This window comes from Actinophytocola algeriensis, from assembly GCF_014203735.1.
Classification (GTDB): domain Bacteria; phylum Actinomycetota; class Actinomycetes; order Mycobacteriales; family Pseudonocardiaceae; genus Actinophytocola; species Actinophytocola algeriensis.
Window position 1 is genome coordinate 21,965 of sequence record NZ_JACHJQ010000008.1, and the last position, 20,466, is coordinate 42,430.

Consider the following 20,466-nt stretch of genomic DNA (forward strand, 5'->3'; position numbering starts at 1 on the left):
ACATTCGGTGAGCGCTGAGGAGAAGCTGCGCGGCTACCTCAAGAGGGTGACCGCCGAGCTGCTGGAGACTCGCGAACGCCTGGCGGCCGCGGAAGACGACGAGCCGCTGGCGATCGTCGGCATGGCATGCCGGTTCCCCGGGCGTGTGCGGTCCCCGGAAGACCTGTGGCAGCTGATGTCGCGCGGCGCGAACGTGACCGCGAGCCCTCCGGCGGACCGGAACTGGGATCTCGGCGAGTCACCCGCACCGGGACTGATGGGCCACCGCGGCGGATTCCTCAGCGATGCCACCGAGTTCGACGCCGACTTCTTCGAGATCTCGCCGCGCGAGGCGGTCGCGATGGACCCGCAGCACCGGCTCCTGCTCGAGACCACCTGGGAGGCCGTCGAACGAGCGGGCATCCCGGCCGACGTCCTGCGCGGAAGTGCCACCGGTGTCTACATCGGAATGATGAACGGCGACTACGCGGTCAAGCTGACCGAGTCCCGGCAGGGGACCTCCGCTCTCGACGGCTTCTACATCAACGGCACGACAGGGAGCTTCGCGTCGGGGCGGATCGCCTACACACTCGGTCTGCACGGTCCGGCTGTCACGATCGACACCGCTTGTTCGTCGGCGTTGGTCGCGCTGCACGAGGCAGGCCAGGCGCTGCGCCGAGGCGACTGCGCGATGGCGCTCGTCGGCGGTGCGACCGTCATGTCGACGCCCGCGCTGCTCGTGGAGTTCACCCGCCAGGGCGCGCTGGCGCCGGACGGCCGGTGCAAGCCGTTCGCCGCCGCCGCCGACGGTACCTCCTTCTCCGAGGGCGTCGGCGTGCTCGTCGTGGAACGACTGTCCGACGCGCGTCGTGCCGGCCGCGAGGTGCTGGCGGTCGTGCGCGGCTCGGCGGTGAACCAGGACGGTGCCTCCAACGGCATCACCGCGCCGAACGGCGTCGCCCAGGAGCAGGTCATCCGGCGGGCGTTGGCCAACGCGCGCCTCACACCCGAGGAGATCGACGCGGTCGAGGCGCACGGCACCGGCACCACCCTCGGCGACCCGATCGAAGGCCGGGCCCTGATGGCCACCTACGGCACCCGGCGGGCCGGCGGCCGTCCGCTGCTGTTGGGCTCCGTGAAGTCCAACATCGGGCACACCCAGGCGGCTGCCGGTATCGCGAGCGTCATCAAGATGGTGATGGCGATGCGGAACGGGGTCCTGCCGCCGACCGTCGGCGTGGACGAGCCGACGCGGCACGTCGACTGGTCGGCGGGCACGGTCCGATTGGTGACGGAGGCGACGCCGTGGCCGTCGACCGGGTCGCCGCGCCGTGCCGGCGTCTCGTCGTTCAGTCTGAGCGGCACCAACGCCCACGTTCTGCTCGAGCAGGTGCCCAGCGAGGTCACCGGAGACGAGCACACCGAGGCTGCCGGGCCCGCGTCGCCGTTGCCCGTCGTGCCGTGGACCCTGTCGGCCAGGACTGCCGAGGCGCTGCGGGCACAGGCGACGCGGTTGCTGTCCCACCTCGATCTCGATCCGCCCGCCTCGGACGCCGACATCGGTCTGTCCCTCGCCGCCGGACGCGCGGTGCTGCGGCACCGCGCGGTCGTCGTCGGCGCCGACCGGCAGGCGCTGCGAGCGGGACTGACGGCGCTCTCGGCCGGGCAGTCCGCGCCGAACCTGGTCCACGGTGTCGCCGCAGGCACCCGGCAGCCGGATGTGGTGTTCGTCTTCCCCGGTCAGGGAGCCCAGTGGGCGGGCATGGCGAAACCGCTGCTGGCGTCCTCGCCGGTCTTCGCGGCACGGGTACGGGAGTGCGCGGCGGCGTTCGAGCCCTACCTGGACTGGTCCGTGTCCGACGTGCTGTGGGACCGTCCCGTTGCCGGCGGCCTCGACGACGAGGTCGTCCAGCCTGCCCTGTTCACGATGATGGTGTCGTTGGCCGCGCTGTGGCGTTCCCACGGTGTCGAGCCGGCCGCCGTGCTGGGACACAGCCAGGGCGAGATCGCTGCGGCCTGTGTGGCGGGTGCCCTGTCCCTGCCCGACGCCGCGAGAACGGTGGCGCTGCGGAACCGGGCCATCCACGCGTCCCTGGCCGGCCGAGGCGGAATGGCGTCGGTCCCGTGCCCCGTGGCCGACGTCGAGCGACTGCTCGTCCCGTGGCGTGGCCGGCTCACGGTCGCCGCCGTCACCGGCCCGGCCTCGACGACGGTGTCCGGCGACCTGGACGCGCTGGCAGAGCTGATGGCGGCCTGCGAGGCAGGCGGGACACGAGCGCGGCGCATCCCGGTCGACTACGCGTCGCACTCGGCGCACGTCGACGCGATCGAGACGGAACTGCGCGACATGCTGGCCCCCGTCGAGCCGCGTGAGCTCACCGTCCCGTTCTACTCGACGGTGACCGGCGGCCCGGTCGACGGGCATGACCTCACGGCGAGCTACTGGTTCGAGAACCTGCGCCGCCCGGTGGACTTCGCGGGCGCGGTGGAGTCCCTGCTCGCCGACGGCCACCGGACCTTTGTGGAGTGCAGCGCCCACCCGGTGCTCACCTTCGGCCTGGAGGGTTTCGCTCAGGAGAGGGACGCCGACGTGCTCGTCGTCGGGACACTGCGGCGCGACGATGGTGGCCTCGCTCGGCTGTTCACCTCGTTCGGCGAGCTGCACGCCGGGGGTGGCCGGGTCGACTGGCCCGCCGCCTTCGCGGGCACTGCGGCGCGGCGCGTGCAGGTTCCGACCTACCCCTTCCAGCGCAGGCGGTTCTGGCTGGACGCCCCTGCCACCGTCGCCGGGGACGTACAGGCCGCGGGTGTGCGGTCGGAGGACCACCCGCTGCTGCGTGGCGTGGTCGATGTTGCTGCTGATGCCGGAGCGATCTTCGTGGGGCGGTTGTCCCTCGACAGCCATCCGTGGCTAGCCGACCACGTCGTCGCGGACACGGCGCTAGTACCGGGAGCGGCCTGTGTCGAGCTGGCCGCACACGCGGCTGCCCGGTCGGGGGCGTGCGTTGTCGAGGAGCTGACACTGCACGCGCCGCTCGTGGTTCCGGACGACGGCGAGCTCGCGATCCAACTGAACGTGGGGAGCCGGGACGACACCGGCAGGCGGTCGGTGACCCTGCACTCGCGGGCCGAGGGTGGCTCCGCCGACGAGCCGTGGACCCGCCACGCCGACGGAGTCCTCGCACCGGAGGCAGCCGGCCACCGCGATCCTGGCCTCGGCGGGACCTGGCCCCCGGCGGATGCGGTTCCGGTGCACATCGACGGGATCTACGACCGCCTGGCCGGTCTCGGGTTCCAGTACGGTCCCGCGTTCCAGGGCCTGCGCGCCGCGTGGCGGCGCGGCGACGACCTGTTCGCGGAGGTGGCGCTGCCCGCGGCGATGGCAGGCGAACAGGCGGGGTTCGCCGTGCACCCGGCGCTGTTCGACGCCGCGATGCACGTCGTTCTGGCCGAGCGAGCCACGGGCGAACCGGGGGACAGCCGATTGCGCCTGCCGTTCGCGTGGCGCGGCGTGTCGGTGCGGCCGACCAGGAGCACCACCTTGCGGGTTCGGCTCTCGCGCCGCGGTCAGGACGAGCTCGCGCTGTGGGCCACCGACGACACCGGTGCGCCGGTCGTGACCGTCGAGTCGCTCGCGCTGCGCCCGGTGACCGTCGACCAGCTGCACGCCGCTCGTGGCCGCCATCGCGACTCCCTGTTCCGGCTCGACTGGCCGGTCGTCGCGCTCTCGCCGGGAGAACCGTCGCGGTGCGCTGTGCTGGGTGCGGACCCGATGTGCCCCGGTGGCGGGGACCGGTACGCGGATCCGGCTGCGCTGATCAGAGCCCTGGACTTCGGTGCGTCCGTGCCAGATCTGGTCTTCGCGACGGTGGCCTGGACGCCCCCGGTCGATCCGCCGGACGTCGTCGCGGCGGTGCGGGCCGCGCTCGACGACACGCTCGCCCTCGTACGGAGCTGGCTCGCCGACGAGCGCCTTGACTCCTCCCGTCTGGTGATCCTGACCAGGACCGCCGTCGCCCTGGACGGCGAGGGCGTGCCGGATCTGGCCGGGGCAGCGGTATGGGGCCTGGTCCGCTCGGCCCAGCAGGAACACCCCGGCCGTCTCGTCCTGGTCGACACCGACGGCGCCCCGGAGTCCGACGATGTGCTGCCGGCGGCCATGCCTGCCGGAGAACCGCAGTTGGTGATCCGGGCGGGCAGGGTGCGGGTGCCCCGGCTGGCTCGAGTGGCGGAACCCGCCCTGGCGACGCCGCCGCTGCCGGAGTACGGCACGGTGTTGATCACCGGCGGGCTCGGCACGTTGGGCGGTCTCGTCGCCCGCCACATGGTCGCCGAGCGGAAGGCGACACGGCTGCTCCTCGTCGGTCGCCGCGGCATGGATACACCTGGCGCGTCCGAACTCGTCGCGGAGCTGTCCCGGCTGGGCGCCGTCGTCACGGTGGCCCGGTGCGACGCGGCCGACCGCACCGCGCTCGCGGAGGTACTCGCGGCGGTGTCCCAGGAGCACCCGTTGACGGCGGTGATCCACACCGCGGGGGTGCTCCACGACGGGGTGGTCACCGCGTTGTCGGCAGAGCAGCTGGACCGGGTGTTGCGTCCCAAGGTGGACGCGGCGGTGAACCTGCACGAACTGACCCGCGACTGCGAGCTGTCGGAGTTCGTCCTGTTCTCCTCGCTCGCGGGTGTGCTCGGCCGGGCGGGTCAGGCGAACTACGCGGCGGCCAACTCCTTCCTGGACGCGCTCGCCCAGCACCGCCGCGCGGTGGGTCTGCCGGGACAGTCCCTGGCCTGGGGCCACTGGGCGCAGGCCAGCGGCATGATCGGTGACCTGGCCGAGGCATCCGTCACGCGGGCGGCGGCCGGGACCACCCCGATGCCATCCGAGGAGGCGCTGGCGCTGTTCGACGCCGCACGCGGCACCGACCGCGCCGCGCTCGTGACGGCCCGCCTCGACCTGTCCGCCCTGCGCGCCGCCGAGCAGGTGGCGGGGCTGCCGCCCGCGTTGCGTGCGTTCGGGAAGCGGCCCGCCGGTGGACCGCCCCCGGGCGAAGCCACCGCGACGTGGCGAGACGCGCTCGCCGGGCTGTCCGAGGTCGATCAGCAGAGCAAGCTGATGGACCTGGTCCGGTCGAGTGCGGCGGAGGTACTGGGGCACGCCGACCCCAGCGGCGGGACGATCGAGCCGGACCGCGCGTTCAAGGAACTCGGCTTCGACTCGCTGACCGCCGTCGAACTGCGCAACCGCCTCGGCTCGGTGACCAGCGTGCGGCTGCCCGCGACCCTGGTCTTCGACCACCCGACGCCCGAGGCTCTCGCGGCGTACCTGCGCTCGCGGCTCGGCGGCGACGAGGCAGCGATCGGGCCCGGGGCCCACCCTGTCGACGCCGCCGTCGAGAACCTGCGCGCGGCGGTCGCCGCACGAACACTGGACGACTTCACACGCGACACGCTGGTGACCCAGCTCAAGGATCTGGTTCGCGAGTGGTCCGCGCCCCGCCGGGAAGGCGAGGTGCTGGCGGAGACCGCCAGCGTGGACGAACTCTTCGACCTCCTCGATGAGCAGCTCGAGATCTCCTGACCGGGGCGCCCGATCGCCCGTCCGCCGCACGACGACACACCCTGGGAGCACGGCCGTGGACGCCTCTTCTGATTCGCTGGTCGAGGCGCTGCGGGCGTCTCTGCTCGAGAACGACCGACTCCGGCAGGAGGCGCGGCAGACGACCGCCGCGGCCAGGGAGCCGTTGGCGATCGTCGGGATGGCCTGCAGGCTGCCCGGCGAGGTGCGCGGACCGGACGATCTGTGGCGGCTCGTCACCGACGGCGTGGACGCCGTCGGACCGTTCCCCACAGACCGGGGCTGGGACCTCGACGCGCTGTACCACCCCGAGCCGGGCCACGTGGGGACCTCCTACGTCCGCGAGGGCGGTTTCGTACCCGACGCCGGGGACTTCGACGCGGCCTTCTTCGGCATCTCCCCGAGGGAGGCGTTGCTGATGGACCCCCAGCAGCGGTTGCTGCTGGAGTGTTCCTGGGAGGCGCTGGAACGTGCCGGGGTGGACCCGAAGTCTCTCGCGGGCAGCCGGACCGGGGTGTTCATGGGGCTGATGCACCACGACTACGTCGGCGCGACCAGCTCGGGCAGCATGGCGTCGGGCCGGATCTCCTACACCCTCGGTCTCGAGGGCCCGGCCATGACCGTGGACACCGCCTGCTCGTCGTCGCTGGCCGCGCTGCACTCGGCGGCGGCGGCGCTGCGGCAGGGGGAATGTGCGCTGGCGCTGGTCGGGGGCGCCACCGTGATGGCGACGCCGCACGCGTTCGTCGAGATGTCGCGGCAGCGGCTGCTGGCCCGCGACGGTCGGTGCAAGCCGTTCTCGGCGGCCGCCGACGGCGCCGGGTGGGCGGAAGGCGCGGGTGTCGTCGTCCTGGAACGCCAGTCGGACGCGGTCCGGCTGGGGCACCGGGTCCTGGCGGTCGTGCGTGGTTCCTCGGTGAACCAGGACGGCGCGAGCAGCGGGTTCACCGCGCCCAACGGCCCGGCACAGCAGCGAGTGATCCACCAGGCGCTGGCGCAGGCCGGCCTGTCCGCCTCGGACGTGGACGTCGTCGAGGGCCACGGCACCGGGACCATGCTCGGCGACCCGATCGAGGCGCAGGCGCTGCTGGCCACCTACGGCCAGGGCCGGCCGGCCGGCCGCCCCGTGCTGCTCGGGGCGGTGAAGTCGAACATCGGACACACTCAGGCCGCCGCGGGTGTGGTCGGTGTGATCAAGATGGTGCTCGCCCTGCGGCACGGCGTGGTACCGGGCACCCTGCACCTGGACGACCCCAGCCCGCAGGTCGACTGGTCGGCGGGCGCGGTGGAGCTCGTGGCGCGGACCCGGCCGTGGCCGGAGTCGACGACACCGCGGCGGGCCGCGGTGTCGTCGTTCGGGCTCAGCGGCACCAACGCCCACGTGATCCTGGAGCAGGCGCCGGAACCGCCGGTTCGGACGGACCGGGCCGACCCGGAGGTGACGTCCTGGGTGCTGTCGGCCCGATCCGCGGCGGCCCTGCGTGCACAAGCCGCCCGGCTGACGTCGTTCGTCGAGTCGGACGGGACGGCCGGGATCGCGGACGTGGGCCGTGCCCTCGCCGCGAGGTCGACCTTCGAGCATCGCGCCGTCCTGGTGGGCAGGGACCGCGACGAGTTGCTGGACGGGCTGCGCGCGGTGGCCGAGGACAGAGACGCCGCGGGTGTCCGGCGCGACAGGGCACGGACCACGGGCCGGACGGTGTTCGTGTTCCCCGGCCACGGCTCACAGTGGGTGCGGATGGGTGTCGACCTGCTGGACAGCGAACCGGTCTTCGCCCGTGAGCTCGCGGCGTGCGACGAGGCACTGCGGGAGCACGTGGCCTGGTCGTTGCTGGACGTGCTGCGTGCGATGCCCGGCGCACCGCCGCTGGAGGGGGTCGAGGTCGTACAGCCCGCCCTGTTCGCGATCATGGTGTCGCTGGCCGCGGTCTGGCGGTCCTACGGCGTCGAGCCGGACGCGGTGCTGGGGCACAGCCAGGGCGAGATCGCCGCCGCCCATGTCGCCGGCGCCCTGACCCTGGCTGACGCCACGCGGATCGTCGCACTGCGCAGCCGGGAGATCGCGCGAGTCATGGAAGGGCGCGGCGGGATGGCCGTGGTGTCCGCCGCCGAGCCCGCCGTGTCGGACTACCTCGTGCCCTGGGCCGGGCGGTTGACGGTCGCCTCGGTCAACGGCCCGTCGGCCACGCTCGTGGCAGGTGACGCCGGGGCGGTCGACGAACTGGTCGCCCGGTGCGGGGACGACGGCATCCGGGTACGCAGGGTGGCGGCCGCGTACGCGCCACACTCACCGCACGTGGACGGGATCCGGGACCGACTGCTGTCGGACCTCGCCCCGGTGCGTCCGCTGCGCCCGACGGTGCCGCTGCTCTCGTCCGTGACCGGTGAGTGGCTCGACGCCGCGGCCATGGACACCGACCACTGGTTCCGGATCCTGCGGGCGCGGGTGGAGTTCGCGGCGGCGGTCACCACCCTCACCGACCAGGGCTTCGACTCGTTCGTCGAGGTCAGCCCGCATCCGGTGCTCGTCCCCGACATCCACCGGACCCTCGAGGCGGTCGGACAGCCGTTCTGCGCGGTCGGCACATTGCGCCGCGGCCAGGGCGACGCGGAACGCCTGCTCCTGTCGTTCGGCGAGGCCTTCACCGGCGGGATCGGCGTCGATTGGGGTGCGGTACTCGGTGGCGCCAGCGCGGATGTCGACCTGCCGACCTACGCGTTCCAGCGGCAGCGGTTCTGGCTCGACGCTCCCACGCCGGGGGTCCGGCCCGACGAGGCCGCGTCGCCGCTGCCGGACGAGGACGCCTGGGCGGACGTTCGCCACGGCCTGCTCACGGGAACCGAGGACGAGCGGTACGCCGTCGCGCGGGACCTCGTCCGCACCGTGGTAGCGGGTGTGCTCGGGCACCGTTCGCCCGACGCCATCGCCGACGACAACCCGTTCCTCGGGCTGGGACTCGACTCGATCACCGCCATGGAGGTCCGCAACCGCGTGAGCAGCGCGACCGGACTCGCGTTGCCGGTCAGCACGGTGTTCGACCATGCGACCGTGGCGGCGCTCGCCCGGTTCATCCTGTCGGAGCAGGACTCCCGAGCCGGCGCGGAACCGGACACCGGCGACGAGCTGGACGGTGAGCTGGACGATGGCCGGAGCCTGTCGCGGATCGCCGCACGGCGCGCGTCGGGGGCCGGGGCGGCCGACCCGATCCCGCTGTCCTTCGCACAGCAGCGGCTGTGGTCGCTCAACCAGATGATGCCGGACAGCCCGGCCTACAACGTGGTCATGTCGCTCGCGATGGACGGACCGCTGCAGCCCGCCGCGGTGGGGAATGCCGTCAACGAGATCGTCCGGCGGCACGAGGTCCTGCGCACCACGTTCCCCAGCACCGACGGCAGGGCGCGGCAGGAGATCGCGCCCGGCATCACCGTCCCCACGCCGGTGGTGGACCTGTCCGAACTCCCCGACGAGCAGCGGCAGGCCGAGTTCGAGCGGCTGGTGGGCCTGGAGGCCCGGCGTGTCTTCGACCTCGCGGAAGGGCCGTTGCTGCGGGTGACACTGTTCCGCTTCGGTCCGCTGGCACATCGCATGGTCCTCAACGTGCACCACATCGTCGCAGACGTGTGGTCGGGCGGGGTGCTGGCCAGGGAGATGGCGGCGGCCTATGACGCGTACGCAGGCGGACGGTCGCCCATGCTGCCCGCGCTGCCCGTGCAGTACGCCGACTACGCGTTGTGGGAGCGGAGCTGGTTCGACGACAAGCGGCTGGCGGCCCGGCTAGCGGGTCTGCGGGAACTGGTCGGCGACGGCACGACCGGAGTGCGGCTGCTCACGGACCGGCCACGACCCGACGTCCAGCGTTTCCAGGGTGGCAGCCTGAGCTTCGAGGTCGGCACGGATCTCCTCACCCGGTTGCGCTCGTTCAGCATCGAGCACGGCCGCACGCTCTTCACCACACTGCTGTCCGCGTTCAAGGTCGTGTTCTACCGCTACGCGGGCGACATCGAGGGCACCGGTGACGTGATCGTCGGGACCGCGATGGCCAACCGGCGGCACGATGCCGTACAGGACCTCATCGGCTTCTTCGTGAACACCGTGGTCCTCAGGACCAACCTCGGCGACGACCCCACCGTCGCCGAGGTGCTCAGCCGGGTGAGCGACGTGGTCAAGCAGGCGCACGACCACCAGGACGTGCCCTACGACGCGGTGGTGGCCGAGCTGGCCCCGAACCGGGGGATGACGTCCAACCCGTTGTTCCAGGTCGTCTTCGACATGAAGCGGCACAGCGGCGGTCCTGGGCAGGGCCCGGACTCCTTTGTGGACGTCGTGGAGGTCCACAACGACACCGCCAAGTTCGACGTCGAGGTCTCGGTGCTCGAGCGGCGCGACTCGTTGCTCGTCGATGTCGAGTACAACAGCGACATCTTCGACCACGGCACCGTCGAACGGCTCCTCGAGGGGTACCGGGTGCTGCTCGAGGTGTTCGCGGGTGCACCAGACCGGCGGGTGTCCGAACTCCCCGTGCTGTCACCCGCGCTCGAGCGTCAGGTCGTCGTCGAGTGGAACGACACCGCCCGGGAGTACCCCGCCGAACGGATGCGGTGCCTGCACCGGCTGATCGAGGATCAGGTCGACCGGACGCCGGACGCGGTCGCGCTGACGTTCGAGGGCGAGGAGATGACCTTCGCCGAGCTCGACCGCCGTGCCAACCGCGTGGCCCACCGGTTGCGCGGGCTGGGCGTCGACCGGGACCAGCCGGTCGGCATCTGCGTCGAGCGGTCCATGGAGATGGTGATCGGGCTGTTCGGCATCCTCAAGGCGGGCGGCGCCTATGTGCCGATCGATCCGACGTACCCGGCCCAACGGGTGGCGTTCATGCTCGCCAACGCCGACCCCCGGCTCCTGCTGACGCAGCAGCACCTCATCGACACCATTCCCGCGCACCGCGCCACCACGGTCCCACTGGACCGGGCGGGGGAGTTCGACGACGAGCCGGACACCCGCCCTGGCGACGTCGTCGAACTGGACGACCTCGTGTACATGATCTACACCTCCGGGTCCACCGGGCAGCCGAAGGCCGCGATGATGACCCATCGCGGCGTGGTCAACCGGCTGCTGTGGCAGCAGGACCACTTTGGACTGACCACGGACGACCGGGTGCTGCAGAAGACCCCGTTCAGCTTCGACGTATCGGTGTGGGAGTTCTTCTGGCCCCTGTTGACCGGCGCCCGCATGGTGATCGCACGTCCGGAAGGGCACAAGGATCCCGGCTACCTCTCGTCGATGATCCAGGAGCACGGCGTCACCACGCTGCACTTCGTGCCCTCGATGTTGCGGGCGTTCCTGCAACACCCCGGGATCGAGCAGTGCGAGTCGATCACCCGCGTCATCGCCAGCGGAGAGGAGCTGCCGACGTCGTCGATCCAGTCCCTCTACCAGCGGCTGCCCGGGGCGACGATCTACAACCTCTGGGGCGCGACCGAGTGCTCGGTGGACAGCACCTGCTGGACCTGCCCACGTGACATCGGTGCCACCGCCGTGTCGATCGGCACGCCGATCGCCAACACCGAGATCTACATCCTGGACCGGCATCTCAACCCGGTGCCGATCGGCGCACCCGGCGAGGCCTACATCGGTGGAGTCGGCGTGGCCCGTGGCTACTTCCGCAGGCCCGAGCTGACCGAACAGCGTTTCGTGCCGGATCCGTTCAGCACACGGCCGGGCGCCACGATGTACCGAACCGGTGACCTGGCGCGGTTCCAGGCCGACGGGTCGATGGTGTTCCTCGGGCGAACCGACTTCCAGGTCAAGGTGCGCGGCATGCGCATCGAGCTGGGGGAGGTTGAGGCGGCCCTGGCCGAGCACCCGGCGGTCCGCGACGTCGTGGTGCTGGCCCGCGAGCTCCCGCACGCGGTTGACGACAAGCAACTCGTCGCGTACGTCCTCGCCGAGGACGGGGCAAGTGCTCCGGAGGCGTCGGCCGACGGGCGGGTCGAGGAGTGGCAGGGCCTGTTCGACCAGAGTTACCGGCGCGACGCCGCCTCCGACGAGAGCGACTTCAACATCGTCGGCTGGAACAGCAGCTACACAGACGAACCGCTGTCACACGAGGAGATGCGGGTCTGGCTCGGTTCGACCGTGGCACGAGTGCTGGCGCTGCGGCCGCGGCGCGTGCTCGAGATCGGCTGCGGCACCGGCATGCTGCTGGCCCGGATCGCACCGAGGACCACGTCGTACTGGGCGACCGACTTCTCCTGCACTGCCGTGGACTACGTGCGTGACCACATCGCACCCACCCTGCCGGATGACTGCGGTGTGCGGCTCCTCCACCGCGCCGCCGACGACTTCGCCGGTCTGGAGAACGAGCGGTTCGACGTCGTGGTCGTCAACTCGGTGGCGCAGTACTTCCCGGACGCCGCCTACCTGTGTGAGGTCATCGGCAAGGCGCTGGCGTGCCTCTCACCCGACGGCACGCTGTTCCTCGGCGACCTGAGGAACCTGTCGTTGCTCGACGCCTTCCACGCCGAGGTCGAGCTCGCACGTGCCGAGCCGGGCCTCACCCTCGGCAGGCTGCGTGACCGGGTCCGGCAGCGGACCGCGCACGAGAAGGAGCTGGTGCTCGCGCCGGAGTTCTTCACCGCGCTGCGCGCCGAGTTCCCGGCGATCTCCAGGGTGGAGATGATGCTCAAGCGCGGTGACCACCACAACGAGCTGACCAGGTACCGCTACGACGTCGCGGTGCACGTCGGCGCTCCGGGCGGCGACCCGGCCCGCCCGCGACAGGTGGCCTGGACGTCGATGGACGACGTCCGCCGCGTCCTCTCCGACGACCAGCCGGACGCGCTGGCGGTCGACGGCATCCCCAACGCGCGAATGGCCGCTGTCAACGGCTTCCTGGCCGCGGCGCGGGACGCCCCCGACGACGCGATCGTCGACGATCTACGTCCGGACATCGCCGCTGATGCCGCCGTCGAACCGGAGTCGTGCTGGCGGCTCGCCGAGGATCTGGGCTACCTCGTCGAGATCGGGTGGACGGGCGCGGCGACGGACGGGCGGTACCGCGCGACGTTCCTGCGTCCCGGGACCGGGCAGGTCGCCGACTGGACGGACCCGGCCGAGCCAGGACGCGCCGCCGCGCGCTACGCCAACAACCCCAGGCTGCCCGGGTTGACCCGCTGGCTGAGCAGTGCGGTCGCCGCGTTCCTGCGGGACCGAGTCCCGGAGTTCATGGTGCCCTCGGCCGTTGTCGCGCTCGACGAGTTCCCGACCAGTGCCAACGGGAAGCTGGACCGCGACGCGCTGCCGATGCCACTGCGTGTCCTCGAGTCCAAGGAGGACATGGTCGCCCCGCGCACGCCGCTCGAACGACAGCTCGCGGACATCTGGACCGACGTGCTCGGACTCGAGCAGGTCAGCGTCGACCGCGGCTTCTTCGCGCTCGGCGGGGACTCGCTGCTCGGCATCCAGATGGTCAGCAGGGCCAACGGCCTCGGTATGGCCCTCAACCCCCAGGACGTCTTCCAGAGCCACACCATCGCGGAGCTGGCCGCGCTCGCCGACTCCCGCGGCCCGGTCACGACGTCGACCGCGGTCGAACGGGATCCGCGACTGCTGGACTGGGCGCGGTCCCGCTACCCCGACGCCGAGGACGCCTTCCCGGTGACCGGTATGCAGGAGTGGGCGCTGGAGGCCATCCGGCGGGCGCCGGACTCCGGGGTCTACCTGACCCATCAGCGGTTCCGCTTCTCGGAGAAGGGAATCGACCCGAGCGCGCTGGCGCGGGCGTGGCAGCACACCGTGGACCGGTTCCCGACGTTGCGGGCCGGCTACGTCCGTGACGACGCGGGGGAGTGGGTCCAGGTGATCCACCGCGGGGTGCGGGTACCGGTCGACGCACACGATCTCCGCGCCGCCGCGCCGGTCGAGCAGGAACGTCGTGTCAACGCCTACATCGAGGCGAGGCGGCGGCGCGGCTTCACCGGTCCGCCACCGCAGACACGCCTGGCCCTGTTCCGCCTCGGCGAGGACGACTACGAGTACGTCCACTTCTTCAGCCTGCCCGCGCAGGACGGCTGGAGCTATCAGATGATGGTGCGCAACCTGCTCGACGCCTACGAGGAGTTCGCGGCAGGCCGCGAGCCGGTGGTCGTGGCCCCGTCGTTCGCCTATGGCGACTTCTGTGTCGAGCAGCGGAGCCGGAACACCGAGGAGGCCGAGGCGTTCTGGCGACGGCAGCTGGCGGACGTGGTGCTGCCAGGGCCATCCATCACGTTGCCGGCTGACGAACGACGAGCCGATGTCGCGACGCCGATCCTGCAGGAGCGGGTGATGGTCCCCCGGGAGACCGCGACCGGGCTCGCCGCGCTGGCCCGGCGCAACGACCTCAGCCTCAACAGTCTCCTGCACGGCGCCTGGGTCATCGTGCTCAGTGCCGTCACCGGTTCGCCGGACGTGGTCTGTGGTGCCACGTTCTCCGGGCGCAGCACCACCTCGGTCGATGTCGACCAGGCGTCGGGCCTCATGTTCAACATCCTCCCGGTGCCGACGACAGTGGACCGGGCGGCCACACTGGTGCCGTGGCTCACCGGGCTGCAGTCCACGATCTCGGCCGTCAACGACTACGAGTACATCTCGCCGGCGGCCCTGCACGCGTTGAGCGGAGCCGCGAAGGACGCGCCACTCTTCGAGAGTTACGTCGTCAGCGAGAGCCTCCCGGGCATGTCGTCCAATTTGGACCGTTTCATGTCCGTACTCGGGGCGTTCCCGATCCAGGTACTGGCCCAGACCGAGCACCCGTTGCGGGTCGAGCTCGCGGTCGGCGAGGAGTTCCTGCAGATTTCACTCAACTACCAGGCAGATCACTTCCCGGCGGGTACCGTCGCCCACTGGCTCACCCGGTACGTGCGGGTACTGGCGGACATCGCGGCCGACCCGGACCGCACGGTCGGTGAGTTCGTGCCCGATCTCACCGCGCCGGGCCGGTGATCCCCGTGATCGGCAGCGGATCGTCGCCAGAGCGTCTTGTTAGAGGGTTGTTAGTGTGCCGACCTACGCTCGGCCGGGTGATTTCGCGCACAGTGGACAGCCGCCGAGCAGAGGAGTTGGCCGCAGTTCTGCGGGAGCTCAGAGAACAAGCGGGTATCACCCAGGAGGAGTTGGCCGATCGTTCGGGCCTCAGCATCCGCACGATCTCGGACCTGGAAAGAGGAAGAACGACCACGCCGCAGCGGCGGTCGATCGAGCTGCTCGCCGACGCGCTCTGCGTCGACGGGGATTCGTTGGAGCAGCTACAGCAGGCGGCCAGGAGACGGTCCGTCGCGCAATGTCCGGCGTGCTCGGCCAGGTGGCAGCTGGACGAGCTGGTCCGGCGGGAGAAGCATGGCTGACGAGCACAAGTACGTCGACTACCTCCGCCGCGCGAGCGCCGAGCTGCAGAGTCTGCGCGGGGAGTTGCGGCGGATCCGTGCCCGCGCCGAGGAGCCCATGGCGATCATCGGCATGGGCTGTCGTTACCCCGGTGGCGTCACGTCCCCGGATGAGCTGTGGGCCTTGGTCGCCAACGCGGGGGACGCGGTCACCGAGCTGCCGAGGGACCGCGGCTGGGATCTCGCCCGGCTCCACGATCCTGGCCCAGAGCCTGCCGCGTGGACGAGCTACGTCGGACATGGCGGGTTCCTCACCGATGTCGCGTCGTTCGACGCGGACTTCTTCAACATCAGCCCGCGAGAGGCCCCTTCGGTGGACCCGCAGCACCGGCTGTTGCTGGAATGCTCGGTGGAAGCGGTCGAGCGAGCCGGTATCCCTCTGGACTCCTTGCGTGGCAAGCAGGTCGGGGTGTTCAACGGCATCATGTCCACCGGTGTGCCAGGACAGGTGGCCAGTCTGGCGGCCGGGCGGGTGGCCTACACGTTCGGCTTCGAGGGGCCGGCACTCACGGTCGACACGGCGTGTTCGTCGTCGCTGGTGGCGTTGCACCTGGCGGCCCAGGCGTTGCGGCACGGAGAGTGCGACCTCGCGCTGGTCGGCGGGGCAACGGTGATGGCGACACCGGACATGTTGGTGTACTTCAGCCGCCAGCGCGGGCTGGCGCCCGACGGCCGGTGCAAGTCCTTCGGTGCGACCGCGGACGGCACGGGACTGGCCGAGGGCGCCGGCGTGCTCCTGCTCGAGCTGCTGTCCGACGCGCGTCGCCTCGGGCATCCCGTGCTGGCGCTGGTGCGTGGCTCCGCGGTGAACCAGGACGGGCAGTCGAACGGGATCACGGCACCGAACGGACCGGCGCAGCAGCGGGTGATCCGGGCGGCGATGAGCAGCGCGCGGGTGCTCGCGTCCGATGTGGACGTCGTGGAGGCGCACGGCACGGGCACGCGGCTGGGCGACCCGATCGAGGCGCAGGCGATCATCGCCACGTACGGTGCGGACCGTCCCGAGGACCGGCCGGTGCTGCTGGGATCGCTCAAGTCGAACATCGGGCACACCCAGGCCGCGGCCGGTGTCGCTGGCGTCATCAAGATGGTGCAGGCCATGCACCACGGTGTGGTGCCACCGACGTTGCACGTGGACGCGCCGTCACCGCACGTCGACTGGTCCGCGGGAGCGGCGGAGCTGGTGACCCGCACGGTGTCGTGGCCGGAGACCGGCCGGCCCCGCCGCGCGGCGGTCTCGTCCTTCGGGCTCAGCGGCACCAACGCCCACGTCATCCTCGAGCAGGGCGACGAGCCCGCGGTGCCGGATCCCGTCGACAGGCCGATCGTCACCGGAGTGGCACCCTTGCTGCTGTCCGCGAAGACCGAGGAAGCGTTGCGAGGACAGGCCGAACGCCTGCGGTCCTGGGTGGACCGTGGCGACACGGTCGCTCCGGTCGACATCGCCGCGGCGTTGGCGACCATGCGGCACGCCATGCCGGTCCGGGCTGCCGTGCTCGGCGCGGACCGTGCGGACCTGCTGCGCGGGCTCGACGCGCTGGCGGCCGGCGACGCGGCGGCGAACGTGTTCCAGGTGGCCGCCCGGCCGGACGGCCACCTCGCGGTGATGTTCACCGGCCAGGGCGCGCAGCGCCCGCAAGCCGGCCAGGGCCTCCACGACCGGTTTCCCGTGTTCGCCGAGGCACTCGACGACGTATGCTCCATTGCGGACGAACAGCTCGAGCGGCCACTGAGGACGGTGATGTTCGCTCGTCCGGACACCGCGCACGCCCGCCTGCTGGACCGGACCGACTACACCCAGGCGGCGACGTTCGCTCTGGAAGTGGCGCTCTTCCGGCTGATCGAGAGCTGGGGCGTCCGGCCCGCCTTCCTCATCGGACATTCGGTCGGCGAGCTGACCGCCGCGCACGTCGCCGGGGTGTGGTCGCTCCGCGACGCCGCGAAGGTGGTGGTCGAGCGAGGGCGGCTGATGGCCGCGCTGCCGGACGGCGGGGCGATGGTGGCGGTGGCCGCTGCGGAGGACTGGGTGCGCGGCATGCTGGTCTCGCTCGGCACCGACGTGAGCGTTGCCGCGGTGAACGGCCCGGCCGCCACCGTGATCTCCGGGGACGGGCGGCTCGTCGACGAGGTCGCGGCGGCCTGCCGGGCCGCCGGTGTCCGCACGAAACCGTTGCGCACCTCGCACGCGTTCCACTCCGCGCGCATGGCGCCGGTGCTGGACCCGTTCGCCAGAGTGCTGGAATCGGTGGCGTTCCGCGCACCCCGGACACCGGTGGTGTCGAATGTGACCGGCGCCCTGCTCACCGACGAGCAGGCGTGCTCGCCCGGCTACTGGGTCTCGCAGGTCCGCGAGACCGTGCGGTTCGCCGAGGGGATACGCACCCTGCACGGACGCGGCGTGTCCCGCTTCCTCGAGCTCGGCCCGGACACCGCGCTGACCGTGGCCGCACGCACCACGGTCGAGCAGGTATCGGACTCGCGGTCAGAGCTGTTCACCGCTCTGCTGCGGCGGGGTCGCCAGGACGTCGACGCCGCGCTGTCCGCGCTGGCGTTGCTGCACACCGACGGCGTCGCGGTGGACTGGGAGGCGGTGTTCGGCGGGCGGCCCGCGCGCCGGGTGGAGCTGCCCACCTATGCGTTCCAGGGCAAGCGCTACTGGAGTGCACCAGGCTCGGGTGTGGCCGACGCGGGCGGGCTGGGACTTGACGTCGTCCAGCACCCGTTCCTCCGTGCGGCAGCGGACGTGCCCGGCACACAGGGTCTCCTGATGACCGGCCGGCTGTCGGTCGAGACACATCCCTGGCTGGCGGATCACGCGCCAGGGGGCAACGCGCTGCTGCCGGGTACGGCGCTCGTCGAACTGGCCGCCAGGGCCGGTGCGGACGTGGACTGCCCGGTGGTGCGGGACCTGACCCTGCACACCCCGCTTGCGTTGTCCGGCCGGGCAGCGGCACGGCTGCGGGTCGCGCTGACGGCGCCGGACGAGCACGGCGCCCGCTCGATCACCGTGCACTCCCGACGCGAGGACGCGCTGACGGCGGACCCGTGGCTGCTCCACGCGTCGGGAACGGTGATCCCCCAACAGGTCGTCGTCCCGGAGACCGCGGAGCTCACCGGGGAATGGCCGCCACCCGGCGCCGTCTCGGTGGACCTGGACGGCGCGTACGAGCGGCTCGCCGGGCACGGTCTCGACTACGGACCGGCGTTCCGCGGTGTGCGCGCGGTCTGGCGCCGGGGCGACGACGTGTTCGCCGACGTCGCCCTGCCGGACGATCGGCACGGTGAGTCCGCCGCGTTCGTCCTCCACCCGGCGCTGTGGGACGCGGCGGTGCACGCACTGGCGCTGGCCGGTTTCGACGACGACGACGGCAAGGCGCGGCTGCCCTACTCCTGGCAGGGCGTGTCGGTCCACAACGGTGGTGCGCTCGCACTGCGGGTCAGGCTGTCGTGGACCGGCGAGGAGATGCTGTCGATGACCGCGGCCGACCCGTCGGGAGCGCCGGTGGTGACGGTGGAAACACTTCGCCTGCGGGCCGTGTCCACCGCGCGGCTGTCCACACCGGTCTCGGCGGGAGAGGCACTGTTCCACGTCGAGTGGCAGCCTGCCCCCCGCGACGGTTCCCCGTCGCTCACTGGCGGATGGGCCGTGATCGGGCCGGACGACGCACGGCTGACGGGCGCGCTCCGGCAGTCGTGGGGCGACGGCCACTGGTATCCGGACCTCGCCGCCATGACGCGGTCGCAGGAGTCTGACGTGCCCGCGCCGGCTGTGGTGGTGCTGGTACAACCGCCGACAACCGAGGTCGGGGCAGGCGTTCCTGCCGCCGTCCGCGCCGCGGTGTCACGCATGCTGTCGTTCCTGCGTTCCTGGCTGGCCGACGAGCGGCAGACGGCGTCCCGGCTGGTGGTCGTGACGCGTGGCGCGGTGACGGGCGACGCACGCGACGTCGCGGCCGCCGCCGTCTGGGGACTGCTGCGCAGTGCACAGACCGAACACCCGGGTCGCATCGTCGTGGTCGACCTCGACGGCACCGAGGCATCGGACCGCGCACTGTCCGCGATCACCCGCATCGACGAGCCCCAGCTGGCGATCCGCGAGGGCGAACTGCTGGTTCCCCGGCTGGCCAGGCTGACGGTGCCGGAACCGGTTGTGCCGTCGTTGGCGGCCAACGGAACCGTGATGATCACCGGCGCCACGGGCAGTCTCGGCGCCGCGATGGCAGGCCACCTGGTCACCGAGCACGGCGTGCGCAGGCTGCTGCTGGTGAGCCGCCGCGGTCCCGCCGCCGAGGGCGCCGCCGAACTGGTGGCGGAACTCGGTGCACTCGGCGCGGAGGCGTCCGTCGTCGCGTGCGACGTGTCCGACCGCGCCGAGCTGGCCACGCTGTTGTCCGGTGTTCCGGCGGACCGGCCGCTGACCGGCATCGTGCACGCGGCCGGTGCCCTGGCCGACGGGATGATCGAGTCGCTCTCCGAGGAACGCCTGGACACGGTGTTGCGGCCCAAGGTGGACGCTGCCTGGCACCTCCACGAACTGACCGAGGGACTGGACCTGCGACTGTTCGCGGTGTTCTCGTCCCTGTCCGGCACCCTCGGCGGTGCCGGACAGGCGAACTACGCGGCGGCGAACGCCTTCCTCGACGCGCTCGCCGCGCACCGCCGGGCGCTCGGCCTGCCCGCCCAGTCACTGGCGTGGGGTGCGTGGGAGACCGACGACGGCATGGCAGGCAGGTCGGCCGAGTCCGACCGCGAACGCGTGGCGCGCAGCGGGTTGCTCGCCCTGCCCGCGAAGGAAGCGCTCGCGCTCTTCGATCTCGGATGGGCCGCCGACGAACCCGTCGTCGTCCCCGCGCGGCTGGATGTCACGACCCTCCGGCGGACCTTTCCCGTTGCCGAGCAGGTGCCGCCGCTGCTGCGCGGCCTCATCCGGTCGCCGAGGTCGACGACGGCGGGCACCGCGGACCGGTCGGCCGCACTCCGCGCCCAGCTGGCGGAGCTGTCCGAACAGGGGCAACGACGCGAGCTCCTTCGCGTCGTGCGCGAACATGTGGCCGCCGTGCTCGGACACCCGGCACCCGGGGCGGTGACGCCGGACCGGGGTTTCCTCGACCTCGGCCTCGACTCGCTGACCGGCGTCGAGCTGCGCAACCGGCTGGATCTCGTGACCGGGCTCCGGCTGCCGTCGACCCTGATCTTCGACTACCCGACCTCGCTGGCCGTGGCGGAGCACCTGTGGCGACAGCTGTTCCCGCCCTCGGCCTCGCGGGCCGGACCCGGCGCCGACGACGCCGGGATCCGGCTGGCACTGACGACGATCCCGGTCGCGCGCCTGCGGGCGGCCGGTGTCCTCGACACGTTGCTCCGGCTCGCCGAGGAGCCGGGCACGACCGACCCGGCCACCCCGGCCACGCAGTCTACACAGGACTCGATCAGGAAGATGGCGGCCGAGGACCTGGTGCGGCTGGCGCTCGGCCGCGGCGGTTCGTGAC

Annotated in this window: 2 protein-coding genes and 2 pseudogenes; all 4 read left to right on the top strand. The window is 71.9% G+C overall.

Going from position 1 to position 20,466, the window contains the following annotated elements:
• Nucleotides 1-22: 22 nt before the first annotated feature.
• Nucleotides 23-5,557: pseudogene (locus FHR82_RS33915) on the top strand (type I polyketide synthase); the annotation flags it as partial.
• 55 nt (nucleotides 5,558-5,612) lie between these two features.
• On the top strand, nucleotides 5,613-14,537 hold the full coding sequence (locus FHR82_RS33920) for a non-ribosomal peptide synthetase/type I polyketide synthase (protein ID WP_311771406.1): 8,925 nt from the start codon (nucleotides 5,613-5,615) through the stop codon (nucleotides 14,535-14,537).
• 92 nt (nucleotides 14,538-14,629) lie between these two features.
• A complete protein-coding gene (locus FHR82_RS33925; RefSeq protein ID WP_311771436.1) occupies nucleotides 14,630-14,938 on the top strand; it encodes a helix-turn-helix domain-containing protein in 309 nt (102 codons plus the stop codon).
• A gap of 22 nt (nucleotides 14,939-14,960) precedes the next feature.
• Nucleotides 14,961-20,465, top strand: a pseudogene (locus FHR82_RS33930) (type I polyketide synthase); the annotation flags it as partial.
• Between the last annotated feature and the right edge of the window lies 1 nt (nucleotide 20,466).